Origin of the sequence: Staphylococcus muscae (assembly GCF_003019275.1) — a bacterium.
Classification (GTDB): Bacteria; Bacillota; Bacilli; order Staphylococcales; family Staphylococcaceae; genus Staphylococcus; species Staphylococcus muscae.
Genome location: NZ_CP027848.1, coordinates 747,970 through 767,810 on the forward strand (window position 1 = coordinate 747,970; position 19,841 = coordinate 767,810).

Annotated in this window: 20 protein-coding genes, 8 tRNA genes and 1 riboswitch; of the genes, 7 read left to right on the top strand and 21 right to left on the bottom strand. The window is 36.1% G+C overall.

Going from position 1 to position 19,841, the window contains the following annotated elements; all coding sequences use genetic code 11:
- Window positions 1-50: 50 nt before the first annotated feature.
- A complete protein-coding gene (metK, locus tag C7J88_RS03585; RefSeq protein WP_095117283.1) occupies window positions 51-1,253 on the bottom strand; it encodes a methionine adenosyltransferase in 1,203 nt (400 codons plus the stop codon).
- A 111-nt stretch (window positions 1,254-1,364) separates the two neighbouring features.
- Window positions 1,365-1,471: riboswitch (SAM riboswitch) on the bottom strand.
- A 258-nt stretch (window positions 1,472-1,729) separates the two neighbouring features.
- On the opposite strand from metK, the gene pckA reads away from it, so the two are divergent.
- Window positions 1,730-3,310 (top strand): phosphoenolpyruvate carboxykinase (ATP), encoded by a 1,581-nt coding sequence (gene pckA / locus C7J88_RS03590; RefSeq protein ID WP_095117286.1) that lies wholly within the window; start codon window positions 1,730-1,732, stop codon window positions 3,308-3,310.
- Between the two features lie 82 nt (window positions 3,311-3,392).
- Here pckA and C7J88_RS03595 read toward each other — a convergent pair whose 3' ends face one another.
- Both C7J88_RS03595 and ytkD read right to left on the bottom strand, forming a co-directional pair.
- Window positions 3,393-4,163, bottom strand: a complete 771-nt coding sequence (locus C7J88_RS03595) for an alpha/beta hydrolase family protein (protein ID WP_095117289.1) — start codon at window positions 4,161-4,163, stop codon at window positions 3,393-3,395.
- The gene (gene ytkD / locus C7J88_RS03600) at window positions 4,144-4,614 is read right to left on the bottom strand and encodes an RNA deprotection pyrophosphohydrolase (RefSeq protein ID WP_095117291.1); all 471 of its coding nucleotides are present in this window, start codon (window positions 4,612-4,614) and stop codon (window positions 4,144-4,146) included. Before ytkD ends, C7J88_RS03595 begins: the two co-directional genes overlap by 20 nt.
- Window positions 4,615-4,675: 61 nt before the next feature.
- Between ytkD and yidD the strand changes: the two genes are divergently transcribed.
- On the top strand, window positions 4,676-4,912 hold the full coding sequence (gene yidD, locus C7J88_RS03605) for a membrane protein insertion efficiency factor YidD (protein WP_095117293.1): 237 nt from the start codon (window positions 4,676-4,678) through the stop codon (window positions 4,910-4,912).
- Here yidD and menC read toward each other — a convergent pair.
- Both menC and menE read right to left on the bottom strand, forming a co-directional pair.
- The gene (gene menC, locus C7J88_RS03610) at window positions 4,903-5,895 is read right to left on the bottom strand and encodes an o-succinylbenzoate synthase (protein ID WP_095117294.1); all 993 of its coding nucleotides are present in this window, start codon (window positions 5,893-5,895) and stop codon (window positions 4,903-4,905) included. The genes yidD and menC overlap by 10 nt on opposite strands.
- 2 nt (window positions 5,896-5,897) lie before the next feature.
- The gene (gene menE / locus C7J88_RS03615) at window positions 5,898-7,301 is read right to left on the bottom strand and encodes an o-succinylbenzoate--CoA ligase (protein WP_095117296.1); all 1,404 of its coding nucleotides are present in this window, start codon (window positions 7,299-7,301) and stop codon (window positions 5,898-5,900) included.
- A gap of 392 nt (window positions 7,302-7,693) precedes the next feature.
- Between menE and C7J88_RS03620 the strand changes: the two genes are divergently transcribed.
- Window positions 7,694-8,272, top strand: coding sequence for an Ltp family lipoprotein (locus C7J88_RS03620; RefSeq protein ID WP_095117298.1), 579 nt, complete (start codon window positions 7,694-7,696; stop codon window positions 8,270-8,272).
- A 270-nt stretch (window positions 8,273-8,542) separates the two neighbouring features.
- Here C7J88_RS03620 and C7J88_RS03625 read toward each other — a convergent pair whose 3' ends face one another.
- Complete coding sequence (locus C7J88_RS03625) at window positions 8,543-8,725, bottom strand: hypothetical protein (RefSeq protein WP_229709438.1); 183 nt, start codon at window positions 8,723-8,725, stop codon at window positions 8,543-8,545.
- Window positions 8,726-9,367: 642 nt separating this feature from the next.
- Window positions 9,368-9,547 carry a hypothetical protein gene (locus C7J88_RS10405; RefSeq protein ID WP_103289554.1) on the bottom strand — a complete coding sequence of 60 codons (180 nt, stop codon included), beginning with the start codon at window positions 9,545-9,547 and terminating at the stop codon, window positions 9,368-9,370.
- Window positions 9,548-9,796: 249 nt separating this feature from the next.
- On the opposite strand from C7J88_RS10405, the gene C7J88_RS03630 reads away from it, so the two are divergent.
- Window positions 9,797-10,150, top strand: coding sequence for a DUF3969 family protein (locus C7J88_RS03630; protein ID WP_095117302.1), 354 nt, complete (start codon window positions 9,797-9,799; stop codon window positions 10,148-10,150).
- Window positions 10,151-10,657: 507 nt separating this feature from the next.
- Entirely contained in the window at window positions 10,658-10,825 is a 168-nt protein-coding gene (locus C7J88_RS03635) for a tyrosine-type recombinase/integrase (protein WP_408640786.1), read from the top strand.
- 62 nt (window positions 10,826-10,887) lie between these two features.
- On the opposite strand, the gene C7J88_RS03640 is transcribed toward C7J88_RS03635, so the two are convergent.
- From C7J88_RS03640 to hemE, 12 genes are all read right to left on the bottom strand, one after another.
- Window positions 10,888-10,976, bottom strand: a tRNA-Ser gene (locus C7J88_RS03640).
- 46 nt (window positions 10,977-11,022) lie between these two features.
- Window positions 11,023-11,094: transfer RNA gene (locus C7J88_RS03645), tRNA-Glu, on the bottom strand.
- 1 nt (window position 11,095) lies between these two features.
- A tRNA-Asn gene (locus C7J88_RS03650) sits at window positions 11,096-11,170 on the bottom strand.
- Window positions 11,171-11,180: 10 nt separating this feature from the next.
- Window positions 11,181-11,254 (bottom strand) — tRNA-Gly (locus C7J88_RS03655).
- Window positions 11,255-11,268: 14 nt separating this feature from the next.
- Window positions 11,269-11,341: transfer RNA gene (locus C7J88_RS03660), tRNA-His, on the bottom strand.
- Window positions 11,342-11,355: 14 nt separating this feature from the next.
- A tRNA-Phe gene (locus C7J88_RS03665) sits at window positions 11,356-11,428 on the bottom strand.
- Between the two features lie 7 nt (window positions 11,429-11,435).
- Window positions 11,436-11,512 (bottom strand) — tRNA-Asp (locus C7J88_RS03670).
- Window positions 11,513-11,523: 11 nt separating this feature from the next.
- Window positions 11,524-11,597: transfer RNA gene (locus C7J88_RS03675), tRNA-Met, on the bottom strand.
- Between the two features lie 419 nt (window positions 11,598-12,016).
- Window positions 12,017-12,589, bottom strand: coding sequence for an RBBP9/YdeN family alpha/beta hydrolase (locus C7J88_RS03680; protein WP_095117304.1), 573 nt, complete (start codon window positions 12,587-12,589; stop codon window positions 12,017-12,019).
- Between the two features lie 183 nt (window positions 12,590-12,772).
- Window positions 12,773-14,176, bottom strand: coding sequence for a protoporphyrinogen oxidase (gene hemY / locus C7J88_RS03685; RefSeq protein WP_095117306.1), 1,404 nt, complete (start codon window positions 14,174-14,176; stop codon window positions 12,773-12,775).
- Between the two features lie 15 nt (window positions 14,177-14,191).
- Entirely contained in the window at window positions 14,192-15,121 is a 930-nt protein-coding gene (gene hemH / locus C7J88_RS03690; protein WP_095117308.1) for a ferrochelatase, read from the bottom strand.
- Window positions 15,122-15,155: 34 nt separating this feature from the next.
- Window positions 15,156-16,196, bottom strand: coding sequence for a uroporphyrinogen decarboxylase (gene hemE, locus C7J88_RS03695; RefSeq protein WP_095117310.1), 1,041 nt, complete (start codon window positions 16,194-16,196; stop codon window positions 15,156-15,158).
- 380 nt (window positions 16,197-16,576) lie between these two features.
- Here hemE and C7J88_RS03700 point away from each other — a divergent pair, with 380 nt between their 5' ends.
- Complete coding sequence (locus C7J88_RS03700; RefSeq protein WP_095117312.1) at window positions 16,577-17,101, top strand: signal transduction protein TRAP; 525 nt, start codon at window positions 16,577-16,579, stop codon at window positions 17,099-17,101.
- Between the two features lie 52 nt (window positions 17,102-17,153).
- Here C7J88_RS03700 and ecsB read toward each other — a convergent pair whose 3' ends face one another.
- Together ecsB and ecsA are read right to left on the bottom strand one after the other, a co-directional pair.
- A complete protein-coding gene (gene ecsB, locus C7J88_RS03705) occupies window positions 17,154-18,368 on the bottom strand; it encodes an ABC transporter permease EcsB (protein ID WP_095117314.1) in 1,215 nt (404 codons plus the stop codon).
- A complete protein-coding gene (gene ecsA, locus C7J88_RS03710) occupies window positions 18,365-19,099 on the bottom strand; it encodes an ABC transporter ATP-binding protein EcsA (protein ID WP_095117316.1) in 735 nt (244 codons plus the stop codon). Before ecsA ends, ecsB begins: the two co-directional genes overlap by 4 nt.
- A 135-nt stretch (window positions 19,100-19,234) precedes the next feature.
- Here ecsA and C7J88_RS03715 point away from each other — a divergent pair, with 135 nt between their 5' ends.
- Window positions 19,235-19,657 carry an HIT family protein gene (locus C7J88_RS03715; RefSeq protein ID WP_095117318.1) on the top strand — a complete coding sequence of 141 codons (423 nt, stop codon included), beginning with the start codon at window positions 19,235-19,237 and terminating at the stop codon, window positions 19,655-19,657.
- Window positions 19,658-19,841: the final 184 nt, after the last annotated feature.

Consider the following 19,841-nt stretch of genomic DNA (forward strand, 5'->3'; position numbering starts at 1 on the left):
TAAAATCCTTCCTTTTGTTTACATTTATACGATACGCTATAAAGTAATTATTATGCTGTATACGCTTGAACTGCGTCTTTCAATACGTCTACTTTATCTGTTTTCTCCCATGGCAATTCGACATCCGTACGTCCAAAATGTCCGTACGCTGCTGTTTGTTTATAAATTGGACGTTGTAAGTCTAACATTTGGATGATACCGGCTGGTCTCAAGTCGAAGTGCGAACGCACTGCTTGAATCAATGACTCTTCAGATACAGTACCCGTTCCAAACGTATCAATAGCGATGGATACCGGCTGTGCAACACCAATCGCATATGCTAATTGAACTTCGCACTTATCAGCAAATCCAGCTGCAACAATGTTTTTGGCAACATAGCGTGCCGCATAAGCTGCTGAACGGTCAACTTTAGTTGGGTCCTTACCAGAGAATGCACCCCCACCATGTCGAGCGTATCCACCATATGTGTCAACGATAATTTTTCTACCTGTCAGACCTGCATCACCTTGTGGTCCACCGATAACAAATCGACCTGTTGGATTGATGAAAAATTTTGTTTCAGCATCTAATAACGCCTGAGGTACTACTGGATAGATAACATATTCTTTAATGTCTCGTTGGATTTGATCAAGTGCTACTTCTTCATGATGTTGTGATGAAATAACAATCGTATCGATTCGTTTTGGTTGATCATTCTCATCATATTCAACAGTTACTTGTACTTTTCCATCTGGACGTAAATAGTCTAATGTGCCATCCTTTCTAACATCTGTCAGACGTTTCGCTAATTTATGTGACAAATCAATTGGCAGTGGCATAAACGATGCCGTCTCATTTGTTGCGTAACCAAACATAAGCCCTTGGTCACCTGCACCAATATTTAATACTTCGTCATTCGATGCGTCTCGATATTCTAACGCACGGTCTACACCTTGTGCAATATCAGGAGATTGCTCATCTATCGCAGTTAATACAGACATTGTTTTATAATCGTAGCCATACTTAGCGCGTGTGTAACCAATCTGTTTAACTGTTTCACGTACTACTTTAGGAATATCAACATATGTCGACGTTGATATTTCCCCTGCGATAAGTGCCATACCTGTTGTTACTGTTGTTTCACAAGCAACACGTGCATGACTATCTCCCTTTAGAATTTCATCAAGTATTGCATCTGAAATCTGGTCAGCAATCTTATCCGGATGACCTTCAGTAACAGATTCTGAAGTAAATAATCGTTTATTATTTGTCATAATATGCTCCTTTAAAAATAGATTACGAACACTCTCTTTATCTGAGCTCAAATAAAAAGAGCCTTTCACCACTACGGCACATACATAGAGTGAAGGCTCAACGTCCATTCGCTCTTATCGTTCAGGCTATCGCCTGCAAACGGTTTGGCACCTTTCTTCGCTAAAAGAGGTTGCTGGGTTTCATTGGGTCCATGTCCCTCCACCACTCAGGATAAGAGAATCCGTTGCTTTTATATTACATAAATTTTAATCATGTGTCAATTTCACAAATCTATTTGAATATAGAATTACAATAATAATGAAAGCGCCGTCAAAAAGCGATGATTCTCGCTAAATATAAACAAAAATCCACTATAAAATTACTCAAAAACATGTGACATTTTTTTGGATTTTTTGTGGGGATTATTAGCTAAATATGTTATACTCTTTAATTGTAAAGGCTTACATTAAAGAAGAAACTATTGGAGGGATTCATCATGTCATTTGATACAAGTGCACTGAATGCATTGATTGACAAGCCTACTTCTCATCTGCAGCTTACAAAAACTGAACTCTACAACAAAATTTTGAGTCGTGGCGAGGCTGAATTAACAGAACTTGGAGCAATTAACGCAAAAACTGGGGAATATACGGGGCGTTCTCCAAAAGATAAGTATATCGTTAATAATCCACAAGTCATCGATGACATCGACTGGGGTACTGTAAACCAACCTATTTCTGAAGACAAGTTTTTAAATCTATACCATCAAGTATTAGAGTATTTAGATGCAAAAGACGAAGTGTTCGTATTTAATGGCTATGCTGGAAGCGACAAAGATTCCCAACTAAAATTAACAGTTGTGAATGAATTTGCATGGCATAACCTTTTCGCACAAAATATGTTTATTCGTCCACATTCTAAGAGCGAAGCAGAAAAAATCAAAGCAGACTTCACAATTATCTCTGCACCGACATTTAAAGCAGATCCTGAAAAAGATGGTACACGTTCTGAAACATTCGTCATCGTGTCATTTAAACATAAAACTGTACTGATTGGTGGTACAGAATATGCTGGAGAAATGAAAAAATCTATCTTCTCTGTGATGAACTACCTACTCCCTAAACGAGATATTATGAGTATGCACTGTTCAGCTAACGTAGGACGCAAAGGTGATGTTGCATTATTCTTCGGTTTATCTGGTACTGGTAAAACAACATTATCAGCTGATCCTGACCGTAAGTTAATTGGTGATGACGAACACGGTTGGAACGAAAATGGGGTATTTAACATTGAAGGTGGTTGTTACGCAAAGGCGATCAACTTATCCGCTGAAAAAGAACCACAAATTTTCGATGCCATCCGTTACGGTACGGTACTAGAAAACCTTGTTGTGGATGAACATGGTTACATTGACTTTGATGATAATAAATATACAGAAAATACACGTGCAGCATATCCTATCGAACATATTGATAATATCGTTGTACCATCAAAAGCATCACATCCAAACACAATTATTTTCTTAACGGCCGATGCATTCGGTGTATTACCACCTATTTCTAAGTTGAGTAAGGATCAAGCAATGTATCACTTCCTAAGTGGTTTCACTTCTAAGCTTGCAGGTACTGAACGTGGTATTACAGAACCGCAACCATCATTCTCAACTTGCTTCGGTGCACCATTCTTGCCATTGAATGCGAAAGTATACGCTGACTTACTTGGTGACTTAATCGACAAACACGAAGTAGATGTATACTTAGTGAACACAGGTTGGACTGGTGGTGTATACGGTAAGGGCAACCGTATCGAATTGAAATACACACGTAAAATGGTAAACAGTGCCATCAACGGTTCACTGAAAAATAGTACATTTGAAGAAGATGAAATATTTGGTTTAAGTATTCCAACTGAAATTGAAGGCGTACCAACAACAATTCTACAACCTAAAAACGCATGGCATGATAAAGATGCCTATGACAAACAAGCAACTGACTTGATTGAACGTTTCCGTGAAAACTTCAAAAAATTTGGCGAAGAAACACAACAATTACAACAAACTGGTGGTTTCAAAGGCTAAATAAAAAGGGGCTGGGACATAATTCCCAGCTCTTCCCAAAAAAAGGTCTAATTTGGTGTTTTCCAACACCAAATTAGACCTTTTATTTATTTCGTTCTACTTCGTCCATCCAACTATGTATTCGTTGAAGTACCTCAGATAACGCTTTGGGACGTGGTATGTGACCTTCTCCCATCTGATAGAACGTATCATAGCGGACTTGTTTGGCTTCCAAATGTTTGGCTAAGTGATAGGCTTGATGAATGCCTACTTGTTCATCTAAACCACCATGTACAATCAAAATTGGCGGTGCGGTATGGTCAATCATACTCAGTGCATCTCGTTGTTGATAGGCTTCTGGTAGCTTTTTAGGATGACCTACCATCCGACGTAACATACCTCTCAAATCAACACGTTCTTCATACATGAGATGCATGTCAGAGACACCACCCCAAATGATATAACTTGCTGCTTGCACAGCTTGGAACGTCAATAATCCTTGGATCCCACCACGAGAAAAACCAATCAGATGAACAGGGACATTGGGGTACATCTTTTTGAGTATCTCTACACCAGCAATAACATCTTGTAAGTCGTCACCTGCAAACGCATCTCGTCCTTGACTGCCATTGTTCCCACGATAATAAGGCCCAAATACAAGTGTAGATGTATTCGTAAACTGCAACATTCGACCTAACCGTACTCTCCCCACTTGTCCTTTACCACCACGTAGGTAGACTACAATTCGTTCAACAGAATGTTTCGGAGTAACAAGTAAACCACGTACAGTTATACCTGCTGCATCATATCGTACTTCATCGACTTGATGTGTTCCAAGATCTGCTGGCATCCGTTTATAACTGATAAAATCCAAGCGATACCATCCTTTCTACACAAGCTAAAATCGCCTTGTCAGATAGTAAAATACTCCTCTTATCTTCAGGGATATCTTCAATTTTCGACACTATCATTGGCCCATTCGTCTCTAAATAGTCCGATTTTCCTTCAATATTATCCACAATGACTACGTAGACATCTTTTTTGAATGGCATAGTCTCCGTATGAACCGTATATTGTGCAATGTAATATGTTGTTTCTATCGTTGCCCCCGTCTCTTCATACAACTCTCGTTTCAAGGCATCTATCGTTGTTTCCCCCGCTTCACATTTGCCACCAGGAAACTCAATTCCACGTTGTCGATGATCTGTCATTAACAATCGGTTTTGATATATAGGCAGTGCTAACACATGGTCGCCATCTGCAACGTCATGATGTGCACGAAAACTTAAAGTCACCCGTTGTTGAGCTGCATCTATAAACTCCAAAATCCACTCCCCCTTTATTCTATGTTACAATATTTCTAATCATTTACACGGAGGTATATGCATGAAAAAAATATTCATCAAATGTATTCGTTTTTATCAGCGGTTTATATCACCATTGACACCACCATCATGTCGCTTTTATCCGACATGTTCAAATTATGCTATCGAAGCGATACAAGTACACGGCGCCATCAAAGGGAGTTGGTTAGCCATTAACCGAATCTTGAGATGTCATCCATTTCATAAAGGCGGCTTTGATCCCGTTCCTTTTAAAAAAAAGAAACACCATCATAAATAACGCTGTAATTTCGACATATCGATAACAGGTGGTTTGAATCGTAATCGCCCTTTGATTATCTGACCTGATTGCTCCACAATGTCATCCGTAAAATAATACCCGCATGGTGTGACATCACCAGCGTAATCACCATAACGACTGGCTAGAGCTGTGAAATATCGGCTCAAGCCACATTCATACATACCTCCGATAACAACTGTAATACCTTGATTATGTAAAGTGTCTATCAATGATAAAGCACGGTCAATACCACCTACTCTAAATGGCTTAATTACAATGACACGCACATGATTACACTGTACAGCTTGAACAATCGCTTGTTCATCTGTCGCATGCTCATCAATTGCAATCGGGGGCATATTTCCGAGTTCTTTCTCTTTTAGTAACTCTGGAAACGGCTCTTCTATATATGCCAAATTATAATTTGCCAATTGATTTAGCAAAGGGATATCTCTGTCACTGAGTGTTTGATTCGCATCCGTTGTAATCGGAATATCAGGATACATAGCCGTTAACAATTTTACTTGTTCAACAATATCACAGTTCCACTTAATTTTGATACGTTCTGCATGATCTATGCGCAAAAATCGTTTTTGCATATCACCATTTACAGTCACTGTCATAGGTACTTCGAACGACGGCAAATCATGAAACATTTGATATAACGCCATCATCACCGTCGCACGTGCTGCCGGCGTGTCATTTAACTTATCCGCCATTCTTTGTGCTTCAGAAAAGTCATGTATCTCATGCCCTTCCACACATTTGAACCAGCTTTCTAACGTGCGCTTCACCGTTTCTATCGTTTCATAATGATACCAATCTGTCTCAAACGCATTGCATTCGCCAAACCATTCTGTCCCAGACTCATCTATCAAACCGATAAATAAAGTTTTTCGCACATTCATTGTTATTTTCGGCGTTTGAATTTTATGTTTAAAAGTTGGTGTATATTCATAAAAATGTAACTCCGATAATTTCATCGTTATTCTCCATTCAATAACTGTCTTTTTAATTTACCTGTACTCGTATAAGGTAGAGATTGAACATACCTAATCTCTTTCGGTAATTTATATTTTGCGAGGTGAGATGATAAATAATCCAACATCTCAGCTTCTGGTGGTGTCCCTACGATATAGAGAATCGGACGCTGCCCCCAGTAATCATCTTTGACACCCACACACATAGCATCCAACACATCAGTATGTTTCTTCGCAACTCGTTCAATTTCATTCGGATAGATATTTTCACCACCGCTGATAATCAAATCTTTGCGTCGATCATGTATAATGACAAAACCATTTGCATCCACACTTGCAATATCTCCTGTCATGAAAAATCCTTCATCATCAAACGTGTCAGTCAAACCTGTGGGATAAAGATATCCTTGCATTACATTATCCCCCCGAACACATAACTCTCCATGACCATTCTGGTTCGGCCGACTAATTTTAAGCTGTGAATCAAACTTACCAACAGCTTCTGGATTTTTAGCTAATATCTCTGGACTTGCCGTTAAAAACTGTGAACACGTCTCCGTCATACCAAATGAGTTATAGATTGGGAGTTCATATGACAACGCTTGCATCACAAAGTCACGTTCCAGTTTTGCGCCACCAAGTAATATTTTTTCAAGTTCATAAGGTTTCGTTAGTCCAGCACGCATCAATCGTTTTAACGTTAACGGCACTAAAGACATATGCGTTATATTTTTGTGTTTTATAGCCTCCATTATTTTTTGTTCATCAAACTTCTCCATTAAATAGACTGTGAAACCGTATAAAACACTACGAATCACTATACTCAATCCTGAAATATGATAAATAGGCAAAACCGTCAACCAACGTGTCTGTTTGTCAAAACCTAGATCAGACTGACATCTTTTCGCACTCGCTTTATGGTTTAAGAAAGTTTGTGGAACCGCCTTTTGTGTACCCGTTGTTCCAGATGTAAACATAATTGAAGCAATTGCTGTTTCGTCAAATTCTTGTATTTTCATTGATGTTTCATATTTCAACACTTCTGAAGCAGTCAGACATTGAAATTGTTGTGCCAGTTGCGTTTTCATACAACGCGACTGATACTTATCACTCACCACAATTGTTTTAACATCAATTGATTTCATTTGTTTTATAATTTCTTCATCTGTCAGTCGATTGTTAATGAGCGCAATTTCAATATTAAACAACCATGCACCGTGTATTAGCGCCAGTGCTTCTAAAGAATTATCAACAAGTAAACCAAAACGTTTATCGTTCAACGATGTAAGACCACTTCCATATTGCGAGGCGATCTCGAACAATTGTTGAAAGGACAACTGCTGATGCTCAGTCTCCACAGCAACTGCATTCGGTGTTTTCTTTACACGTTGTATCAGCCAAGACTCCATGTTTCTTCCTCCAAAATAATGTTCCCTTTTATTATAGACACAATTGAAAGCGAATGCATGATTTTAGTTTCATCTAATATGAAAAAAATTATATGACACAGACACACATAATCAACCTTAGTTGCATTTTGAGTAGACACCTTAGTTTTTCAAAATTTTGACAGCCCTTATCTCAATTACTTTAAATATTAAATAACCTTTTAAATTATTTTAATAAATCATATTGCCTTGTTCTACATAAATCTATATAATATTAACGGAAATAGCATCTTTAGTCTAAATCGCAATATGACGGCATTTAATTAATGTTTAATTCTTTTAAACTTTAAAATTTCGGAATATTCTTAAATATATTTCGTTTATTTAATATAATATCGATGGGAGAAATAATTATGTCAAACGACGCAACAAATCAAAATTTCAATCCTACCAAAAAGATTGAACAACAAGTACAACCAAGTAAGGAGACATCATCAAATTCTAAGAAATGGTGGCTATGGGGCTGCGGTGGTTGTGGTGGCTGCCTTGTTATCATCATTATTCTCAGTGTTGCATTCACTTTCTTAGCTGGCGCTATTATAGATAATGTTGATGAAGAACTTCAAAAAGATCCGCTCCTACAAAATCCCCCTTCAAAAACAGATGATAGTTCAGGACATACAGGGGTAAAAAGTGAAAAAGAAAGAGCACTCGAACAAGCAAAAATCTATTCAAACGATCTTTATATGTCAAAAGAGATGATTTATCAAACATTAACATCGAATGATGGAGATAAATTCCCAGCAGAAGCAGCACAATATGCCATTGACAACTTACATGCAGATTACAAACAGAATGCCGTGAAGAAAGCTGAATCATACGCAAATGATATGAACATGTCGAAAAATGAAATATATGATCAACTCACATCACCATATGGTGAATTATATACGAAAGAAGAAGCGCAATACGCAATCGACCATATGAAATAGCACACATGATACAAGCCCACCTATTACTTTAGGCGGGCTTGTATCATTTTGAATATATAAATATTATCATTTATCACTATATGAAGAAATTCTCGAATATCCCACATGGGAAGTGTATAGACATCACAATAGTCTCAAAGTGTTGAATCTCGCATCTTCGTACTTAAACCGTTTGAAGCGTTAATTTTAAGGATTGTTGTTATTTTACGCGTCATAATGGTATCAATTAAACAACAATTAACCCCACCCAAATTAATAAGTGAGATTTATTCATTTATCTTCCAGCTGTATTTGATAATTATATAGTTTTTCAGCAGTATCTAGTGTGATATTGCCAATCTTACGTTTCCCAGCTCGTAATTCCGAAATTGTCTTACTGTTTACACCTGTTACTTTTGAAATTTTATAATGCGATATATCAGACTCTAATAACTTTTCAATTTCTTTTCTCATCATATCACCTTTTCATTTTGATTTTCGAGAGAGATTTACTATAATATTCAATTGTTTTAGCTAACTCATTAATATTAAAATAAATTCACTTATATTTTTGAATATTCGCTTTCTTTTTGAAAAAGTCCTACTAATTAATCAATTTGCTTTTTAAAGCTATTACCATATTATCGTTTAAACATAGTTAATATTCCTATCAATTGATTTCCATATAAATTCGTCTGTTTTCAATTTACCATGTCTTTTGTAACGTATGGTAACAAAAATTACAGAGTACTAAAACAGAGAATACTCAAATAAATCAACCTTTTGTGTTTCACTTATACCTAAAATTACAGAGTACTAAAACAAAGGCTATGTAGGACTACTGACATCAAGAGTTTCACTTATACCTAAAATTACAGAGTACTAAAACCTCTAGCATCATTATACCCTAATGTTTTCAATAATTCAGCTTTTATTTCTAGCAATAATATATCAGCTTTTAAATATTCTACATAGATGGTTCTTGCTTGAGCCATAAATTTTTTAAACAATGTAGACACTTAAAGCGTTCTTTCACTAAATTGAGATATACGATTCTTAAGATTTTAACAGTGTTACCACATTTATGTATTTGTCCATCATTGATACAATCACACTTCATTCAACCTTTGATGTATAAGAAAGTGTTCCATAAACAACCGTGGAAAACCGACCACGCACTTCTACATCTTCTTCCACCTTCATAACTTGAATATTTCCATCTTTTATTTTTATTAGTTTTAATATATCATTATATGTAGGCGCATCATGTTTTCTCTTTATTTTTGGTTTAGTCACTTAAAATGATAGAGACATGAGCGCTTTTTGTGTATCCAAATGATTTAAAGCAGCAAAAGGCAAAACAACACATCATGTAGTTAAAAATAAATCATTATTAAATGAATTAAAAAAATAGAAGGTGGTAAATGGGTAAAGGTTTACAAAGACGGTTATGTAAATGGAAAAAAAGTTTCTATTCACTATTTCCAAAGTAAGTCAGGCCTTGTCTATAATGTTAAAACTAAAAAAGGATGGAGTAATTAAAAAATGATTTTATTTGAAAATACCAGAGAAGTAGAAAAATTTGCATTAATAATAATACATGGTTTATTTTCTCAAATGAATAAGGGATTAATCAGTATAGAAAATGCAGAACATATATTTTTTACGCCTCACACAATAACAGAATTAGAAAAACTAAATGTTGATCAGTCTATCATCGAGTTAATCCATCTTGGTACAGAGCTTGAAGATTTAGAAGACTTCGCTATTTCAGTTAAAGAAGAAACCGATAAATTTCTTGCACAAACAGAACAACTCTTAACCAACTATCAAGATGTTGAATTCACTGAAAAAATATTGACCGATTTAAAAATAATAAAAAAAAATACAGATGTATAATTTAAAAAATATAGGGTAGCCCACCTACCCTATATTTTTGTGAATGAACTGGACATACATTTTTGAAAAAGAGTAATTTATATGAGTGTAAGCAAACGTAATAAGGTGTAAATATGATTTTAGTTATATTAAAAACGTTATCGTAAAAGTGGCTACAAGACAAATAAAGTAGTTATAGTTATGAATAAAACCTATGATAAGTTGACGAACTCTATAACAGCAAAAGACACTATAGCTTTTGTTAAAGTTGGATAAAAATTAATAAAGAACCAATCAACACTCAATTGTTATTATAACGCATTACGTATTTTTAAGGAGAAATGGTCTACTTCCTATCAATCAAGTATCACAATTAAAATAAAAAAATATTAAGTTCCTGTGTAAGAAACATCAAAATTGATAAGATATTTTATACCGGTGCCAAACTCATTACGCACAATGCCGTTACTAGGGCTTTCCAAAGATTATTAATGGATAATTGCATTAGGTAGGTATACCCTTCACTCTATTAGGCACACTCATGCCTCTGCCCTTTTAACTAACGGACTATCTATCCAATACATTAGTAAACGTCTCGGCCATTCAATCATAGAAATAACTTGGCGTGTATATATTCATTTGCTTGAAGAACATAAAAAAGAGCAAGGTCAGCGTGTCAGAGAATTATTTTCTTGACACTTATTTGACACTTACTTTTCAGGAACCCCATTAAATCAAGGGTTTTAAGCTATAAATACCGGAAGATGGGGGATTCGAACCCCCGAGACGCTTGTGGCGCCTACACACTTTCCAGGCGTGCTCCTTCGGCCAACTCGGACAATCTTCCAAAACAATGACAAAAAATCAGAAGCGATATTTCGCTTCTGATTATATGACCCCTACGGGACTCGAACCCGTGTTACCGCCGTGAAAGGGCGGTGTCTTAACCGCTTGACCAAGGGGCCATGGCTCCACAGGTAGGACTCGAACCTACGACCGATCGGTTAACAGCCGATAGCTCTACCACTGAGCTACTGTGGAATAATTAAAATGGAGCGGGTGATGGGAATCGAACCCACAACATCAGCTTGGAAGGCTGAGGTTTTGCCATTAAACTACACCCGCATAACAACGATATGGGCGGTTGATGGGAATCGAACCCACGAATGTCGGAACCACAATCCGATGCGTTAACCACTTCGCCACAACCGCCGTAATATAAGAAATGGTTCAGGACGGAATCGAACCGCCGACACAAGGATTTTCAGTCCTTTGCTCTACCGACTGAGCTACTGAACCATAATAATGGCGGTCCCGACGGGAATCGAACCCGCGATCTCCTGCGTGACAGGCAGGCGTGTTAAACCGCTCCACTACGGGACCACTCAAAAATATTGCGGGAGGCGGATTTGAACCACCGACCTTCGGGTTATGAGCCCGACGAGCTACCGAACTGCTCCATCCCGCGACAATATTATTTAAAAGCAATTACTTAATTATATTATCACTTTAACAACAAAGTGTCAATATATTTCTTGTAACTTTTTTATCATTTTACTAAAAAGATAAATTAATGCGCTCAATAAATTCAACGACTTAGTCATTATATATTTAGATTATTAAAAGGTCAACTATTCTCCAAAAAGTATTTTGTATAAATACACACCTTTTCGGTATTTATTGAATTAATGTATCTTAATGAACTATAAACGTTATTAATGTAAAACGCCCAAGATAATGACGGAGGATGAGTCATATCTTGGACGTTTAGGAATCGAAACATAATTAGGAAAATATCATTTTCATACCAATAGCTCTATTGCTATCTAAAAACCATTATATTTAGGTTAGCCTAAAATTTCAAGTGATTTGTATCGATTTTTTTATTTAGTCAAATTTCTGTAAGATTTTGTTCTTCAAAAATAAAAATGCATCGTATCCGTCTTCCTTACAAAAATGCCCTCCGGTGTCTAATTCATATAGCTTACAGTCTAATACTTCACATAGTTTTTGTGTTGCTTCTATTGGTACAACGTAATCATCTTTTGCAGCGACACCAAACATATGTAGCACTTTATTATGTAATAACTCATAGTCTAGTTCCCAGTTGAAGAAGGAATCGAGCACTTCTTGATCAGGTAATAGATCATTCTTTGGCAAGTCTCCTTTAAAACCAGATACCATTGCTAAGCTACCTACTTGGGCGACGTCTAGATCTTGTATGAATTTTAATGTTGTTATTACGCCTAAGCTATGTGCAATAAATATTGTGTCATTATTTACTTCAGTAATATGCTCTTTCATATACGAGACCCATTCACTACCATTTGGCCGATTCGTATTAGGTAAATCAAGTACTGTAACTTGGTGCCCTTCGATTTCTAAAGTTCTTTTTAACCAAGGAAACCAATGATCTCGACTATTCGCTTGGTATCCGTGTACAATATAAACATTTGTCATGGTAAAGCCCCCTAGTTCAAACTATATAATTATCATATCATACGTTAAAGTATTATTGCGTTTCTGCGAATAATTATACGAACTTTGTTGAATTTTCTTAATTTTCAAGTTATTAATCATATTAAAATTAAAAGTAGTATCACACGACCTTTTCTAGATCATGGACACTACTTGAGATTAACGTTATCGAATACGAGGTAATAGATTTTCAACAGCTTGATATGCTTGGCTGATACAATCTGGTAAACCGACCGCTTCAAATGGTGCTCCAGTTATTTGTAAATGCTGATAATTATCTAAAATATGTTGTTGAATTTGTTTTATTTTATCAATATGTCCAACATGATATTGTGGGCTAGCATACGGCATTTTATTTACGATTGTAAATTCTGGTTCGCCTTTGAACGTCATCATTTGTTCGAGATCACGACGTGCAATTTGAACAAGTTCTTCATCTGTTTTCTCATTCACGATATTATCGCCTTGTTTCCCCACATACGCACGTATCAAAACCTTTCCTTCAGGCGTTGTATGCGGCCATTTTTTTGACGTCCATGTGCAAGCGGTAATATCCGTTTGACTTGTTCTTGCAATAACAAACCCTGTACCGTTATGGATATTCTCAATATCATCTTCGTCAAATGCAAAGACGATTGTTGCAACAGAAGATGCATCTAGCTCATCAAAATAATCAAACATCGGATCCTTATCGAACCACTGACGGAAAGTTTGGTGTGGTGTTGCAACGATAACACCATCATAAAATGGCTGTGTATCATCATCTAACACAATATGATATCCTTTTTGTGTTGATATTAAATCTTTCACTTGGGTATTATATTGTATTGAAACATCCTGAGCAATCAACCATGTCTCTAGATGCTCAATGAAATCATATAACCCTCGTCTAAATTGTTTAAATTGGCCTTGTGCACCGCTTCTACGTTGATCTTCCTTTTCTAATCGAGCTTTACGCACTTGTTGCATGCCTTTTATGATACTGCCATGTTGTTCTTCAAGTGACTTAAAATGTGGAAACGTACTCATTAAACTCAATTCATCAATATCTGTACCATAGATACCGCTCAATAATGGTTCAATTAAGTTCTCTAGTAGTTCATCCCCTAAACGCTCACGAAAAAAAGCACCAACAGACATATCTCCTTCAGGCATATCGACAGGCTTAATCGTCAGATCTTTTAATGCACGTAGCTTCCCTTTCATAGAAATCAATTGCGTCGTCATAAATGGCTTAATGTCGGTTGGTACACCTAAAATGGCACCACCGGGAATAGGATACAATTCATTATTCGCAAAAATATACGATTGGCCTGTTTCATTTGTCACAATATCTTCATCTGCAATACCAATATCTTTTGCGACATCGGTCATAATCGTTTTACGCCCTAAATATGATTCGGGACCAAGTTCAATCACATATCCGTCACGATAAGCAGTCTTCACCTTACCACCTGGTCTATCTGTTGCTTCATAAATTGTGACGTCTATTTCTGGATAATGTTTTTTAATAAAATATGCACTCGTTAATCCCGTGATTCCTGCACCAACTATTGCTACCTTTGTCATTATTCTCACGCTTTCTTAATAAATGTTAGAAATTTCATCTACAATTGCACCAATAAATAAAGGATGTGTATCCGGCATTGGCGGACGATGATACATTGCACCCACTTCGTCACAAACAACTTTACATTCATAATCATTGTCATATAAAACTTCGAGATGTTCTGCAACGAAGCCAAGTGGTGTATAGATAAAATGCTTACTACCTAAAATACCGTGCAATTCACGTGTTAAGTCCTGAACATCTGGTGCAAGCCATGGCGTTCCAGTATTTCCCGCTGATTGCCACCCTACCGAAATATGTTTCAATGGAATATGTTCTGCAATTAATCTTGCTGTTTTTGAAATTTGTTCAGGATATGGATCGTTACTTTCTAAAATCATTCTTTCTGGTAAACTGTGCGCAGATACAACAAGCATTGTGTCGTCATGTTCGTCGACAGGAATATTTTCAAGTACTTCATTAATACGCATTGACCAGTAATCAATGAATTTCGGTTGTTCAAAATAACTATTAACATGATGTAGTGTTATACCAAATTCGTCTGCTTTTTCCTTAGCACGCTTATTGTATGAGCCAATTGAAAACTTTGAATAATGTGGCGCTAATACAACCGTTATCGCTTCTGTAATACCATCTTTATGCATTTGTATCACTGTATCTTCAATAAATGGATGAATGTGTTTCAAACCAATGTACAATTTAAATTCAGTATCTTTATATAAACCACTCTCATTAAGTGCATTGACAAGCGCTTCTCCTTGACGTTCAGTCGTACCTGCCAATGGAGATAAACCACCAATCGCTTCATAACGTTGTGTAAGATCGTCTAATTCTGCTTGACTTGGTTTTCGTCCACGTCTGATATCCGTATAATACGGTTCGATATCACTTTTTTTATATGGCGTTCCATAAGCCATCACTAACAAACCAACTGTTTTAGTCATCTTCTATCCGTCCTTTACATACACGTATTCAATCTTATTTTTTTGCCGTATAGTCGTGTACAAATTGTGCCACACGTCGCAATGTGTCTGGTGATACTTCAGGAAATACACCATGTCCTAGATTAAAGATATGCCCCCCTGCATGCGCCAATCCTTGATCTAAGATAGGTTTAAGTCGAGCTTCAATCACATCCCAAGGTGCGAGTAAAATACTTGGATCTAAATTCCCTTGTACTGTTTTTGTTACACCTTGTTGTCCCGCTTCACTGATAGATGTACGCCAATCAAGACCTAAAACATCAATAGGTAGATCGTGCCATGCATCAATTAGATGACTTGCACCTACACCGAATAAAATGACAGGTGTATTCAATGCTTTAATGCCTGCAACTAACTTATTCATACAAGGTTGAATATAATATTTATAGTCTGATTCATTCAGTGCACCAACCCAAGAATCAAAAATTTGAATGATTTGTGCGCCTGCTTCGACTTGTCCTTTTACATATGTAATCGACATATCTGCCAGTGTATCCATTAACTTGAACCAAGTCGCTTCGTCACTGTACATCATCGCTTTTGTTTTATTGTAATTCTTTGAAGGGCCACCTTCTATCATATAACTGGCTAAAGTGAATGGCGCGCCTGTAAAACCGATAAGCGGTACATTTAATTGTTCTTGTGTCAGTAGCTTAATCGTATCTAGAACGTAAGGAACGTCACGTTTTGGATCAATTTGTCCAAGTGCTGTAACATCTGAATATTGACGAATCGGATTAGAAATCACTGGTCCAATCCCTGATTTAATCTCAACATCGACACCAATGGCTTTGAGTGGCGTCATAATATCTTTATACAGTACAGCAGCATCTGTATTATATTGATCTACTGGCAACTTGGTCACATATGCACAAATTTCCGGTTGATGTGTGATATCAAATAATGAATATTTTTCTTTTAATTTTCGATATTCTGGTTGAGAACGACCTGCTTGGCGCATAAACCAAACTGGTGTATGCGTAGCCTGTTCCCCTTTGATTGCTCGCAACATTGTATCGTTAAACGTATTATTCATGTCGTCCTCCTTGACTTTAATCATTCTCTTCAAGATTAGCACGTTTACATTAAAGAACTCTGTGAAAATTGGCGTTGTCACAAAAGTTTAAAATGATTAATTGAAATAGTTTCATGGCCTAAATTGAAATAACTTTATGCTTCTCTCTATTAGTGACATACAACGTTAATTATATCATGTCGCAACGAAAACCGTCTAAGTATGAATTCTCTATATTTTAAAAATAAAAACCACTAAAAATAAGTAAAAGTAAGGGTTTTATTCCCTTCTGAATCGGTTAATCTATTTGTCTTCATTAAGATTTCAGATTCACTTTTCAAGATTTAAGGTATATGATAAAGGTAGCTTTTACATAAAAAGATGAATTTAGGGGGATTTAAATGAACTTTTTCATTACTTATGGGACATTAAGCTTTTTACAACAAATTCAAAGCAAACATAAAAATCGTGACTTGCTTATTTTTGCAGGAGAAGGCCATGCAATTATATTTGAAGAGACGGATTTAGATACCATTTTTCAACAGCCGAATGAATATCGAGTATTATCACACGTCGGAGAACTATCCGAGTCTGATTTTCAAGTTTTAATTACTATACCAACCTCAGAAGACCATAAATATCAACTAGAAAAACAATTAGAAACTTATCAACCAGCTTTAGAAGAAAATGCTGACTACCATAGCTTTCGCTTATTGAAATCAACACATCAAAATGTCTATAAAGCCCTTCTCGGTTTTACTTCTAGAAATGCTTACGATGATTATAAAAAATCAAGTGCTTTCCGTAACAATTTATCCCTAGAAGCAACGAAACCTTTAGCAGGCGCATCTGCTGTACATACACCCTATATCGAACAATACTTCTATCCGAGTCAGGATATCTCTGAAGAAGAAAATAACGTGTAATATCATTAAAACCCACCGCATTCAAATTCGAATGATTCGGTGGGTTTTAAAATTAATCTCGTAATAAAGATTCTTTATATTTTAATTTTTTGATTGTGCGATGTATTGTCAAATAGCTGACTATAAATAACAATACAATCAGATAACCATGTTGTATATTAAATACTAAATACACGACACTCAATATCGCTGCCATCACGCTCGTTGTACCTGTTAAAAACTTTTGATAGCCCAGAATAACAAGCGCTTCAGATGGCGGCCAAACTTGTGGCCATAAGCCATACGCCTCTTGTGTGTAAAATTGTGACATCTGCATTATTAAAATATACATCGCCATACAACCTATCACGATACTCACATAAGGATGATTTAACCAGGACATCAGTAACACCGTAATCACAACTAATCGTAATGTCAGATTAAATGCATCTTTTCCACGTAAAAAGTTACGCTTGAATAAAAATGGGTACATCGCTCCTTCGTGAAATGATGTTGGTGTTGCTAGTAAGAAGTCCAAGTAACGTCTTCGAACTGCACGTTCTTGTAATCCTTTTACATCTGTAAACATACTTACAAATTTATAGTAATTCGCCTGATGTTGATGTGCTTGTTTTATTAAGAAAGTCCACGGCAAGCGATGTTGCTTCGTTAATTTTTGTAAAAATACTGCGAGTACAATAAGTGCTATTGGTGCACCCAAACTGTGTAAACTGCCAGATGCTAACATGACATATATTGCCGATAAGTTTAAAATCCCTAATATAACATTGATTGACCAAGCTTCTAGTCCATATAAAAACCAGTACCATTTCACAAATAAACCTATAAGCGGTAATAGTAGCGTGAACAAACAAATGACTATAAACTGAGTTGTTTGATTCGGTGCTAACGCATGTATTAACGGATATGAAATCACAAGCAATATCACTTGTAATGGCAATCGTTTGTAATAGCTCGTCCAAATACTTTTTTGTATATAATCTTTCATCTGTGACTCAAAAGGTAATAAAAAAAGACTATCTGCTTCTACTAAATACGTTTTTAATGGAAAAATAGAACTGATTGCTAACACAATTGAAATAAATAGAAAATAGTTAATGCCCGTTGGTATGTCTTTTAACCACTCTCCATACCCGAGAATAAATGCTCCTATAAGAATGACTAAAAAGACAGTAAAATGCCCATTAAAAATAAATTTATTATAATATTGTGCTTCTTTTCGCATTGCACGATATCTTTGGTTGAAAAGTTGCTTCGCTGTCATCATTGACCGACTCCTTGCGTCGAACGGATATAAATATCATCCAAAGTCGCATTTGGCATTTTAAATTGTTGGCGTAACGTCTCTAAATCACCCACTCCAATAATTTCACCTTTATCTAATATAATGAATCGATCACAATAGCGTTCTGCTGTGGCTAATATGTGTGTACTCATCAGTACGGTACGCCCTTCTTGTTTTTTGGCTTCCATCAAATCAAGCATTGACTGAATACCAAGCGGATCAAGTCCTAAGAAAGGTTCATCAATAATATATAAATCTGGGTCAACGATAAAGGCACAAATAATCATGACCTTCTGTTTCATCCCTTTAGAAAAGTGACTTGGAAAAACCTCGAGTTGTTCTTCAAGGCGGAAAGTTTTCAATAACGGCTGTGCTCGAGTCATTGCCGTCTCCTGATTAATACCATACGCCATTGCCGTCATATAAATATGTTCTTTTAAAGTTAGTGTTTCATAAATGACTGGTGATTCCGGAATATAAGATAGTTTTTTTCGATAAGTATGTATATCTTCATTAATATCAATGCCCGAAATCGACATCTTCCCTTCACTCGGTGTCAATAATCCTAAAATATGCTTAATCGTCGTACTTTTACCTACGCCATTCAAGCCAATCAATCCAACAATCTCACCAGACTTTAATGCAAATGATATATCTTTAATAACAGGCTTTTTCCCATAACCACCTGTTAAATGTTCAACTTTTACAGTCATGTGTATGCCACCTCCATAGCATGTATTGTACCAAATTCTCATATCATAATGCTATGCAAGAGATGTCGTTAAATTAGTTACACGTGTTTCGCCACATGCTATAATATTAACAAATGATCGGAGGGAGCGAGTATTATGTCAGAAACAATCTTTTCAAAAATCATTGCGGGAGAAATACCAAGTTATAAAGTTTATGAGAATGAGTATGTCTATGCTTTCTTAGATATTTCTCAAGTATCCAAGGGGCATACATTGTTAATTCCTAAAAAGGCATCTCCTAATATTTTCGAAACAGATGCTGAAACAATGAAACATATTGGTGAAGCTTTACCGATTGTAGCGAATGCGATTAAAACAGCGTTTAATCCAGATGGCTTAAACATTATCCAAAATAATGGGTCATATGCAGCGCAATCAGTTTTCCACATCCATTTCCATCTCATTCCACGATATGAAAATGACGTTGATGGATTTGATTATAAATGGGAAACACATGAAGATATTATTGACGATGCGCAAAAAGAAGAGATTGCGAAACAAATCGCATCACACATTTAATTATCTTATAGGTAAATAATCAGTACGACTATCTCACTCATTAGAATCAAAGTGTTGGTAAGGTGTGTTTGAAATGATATTCTAAGTAATATTATTCATATACCTTACTTTGTTTGACGACAAAATTTTTGAAATAAACAATTGTCTATCAATCATCATTTAAAAATAAAATATAGGAGGATTT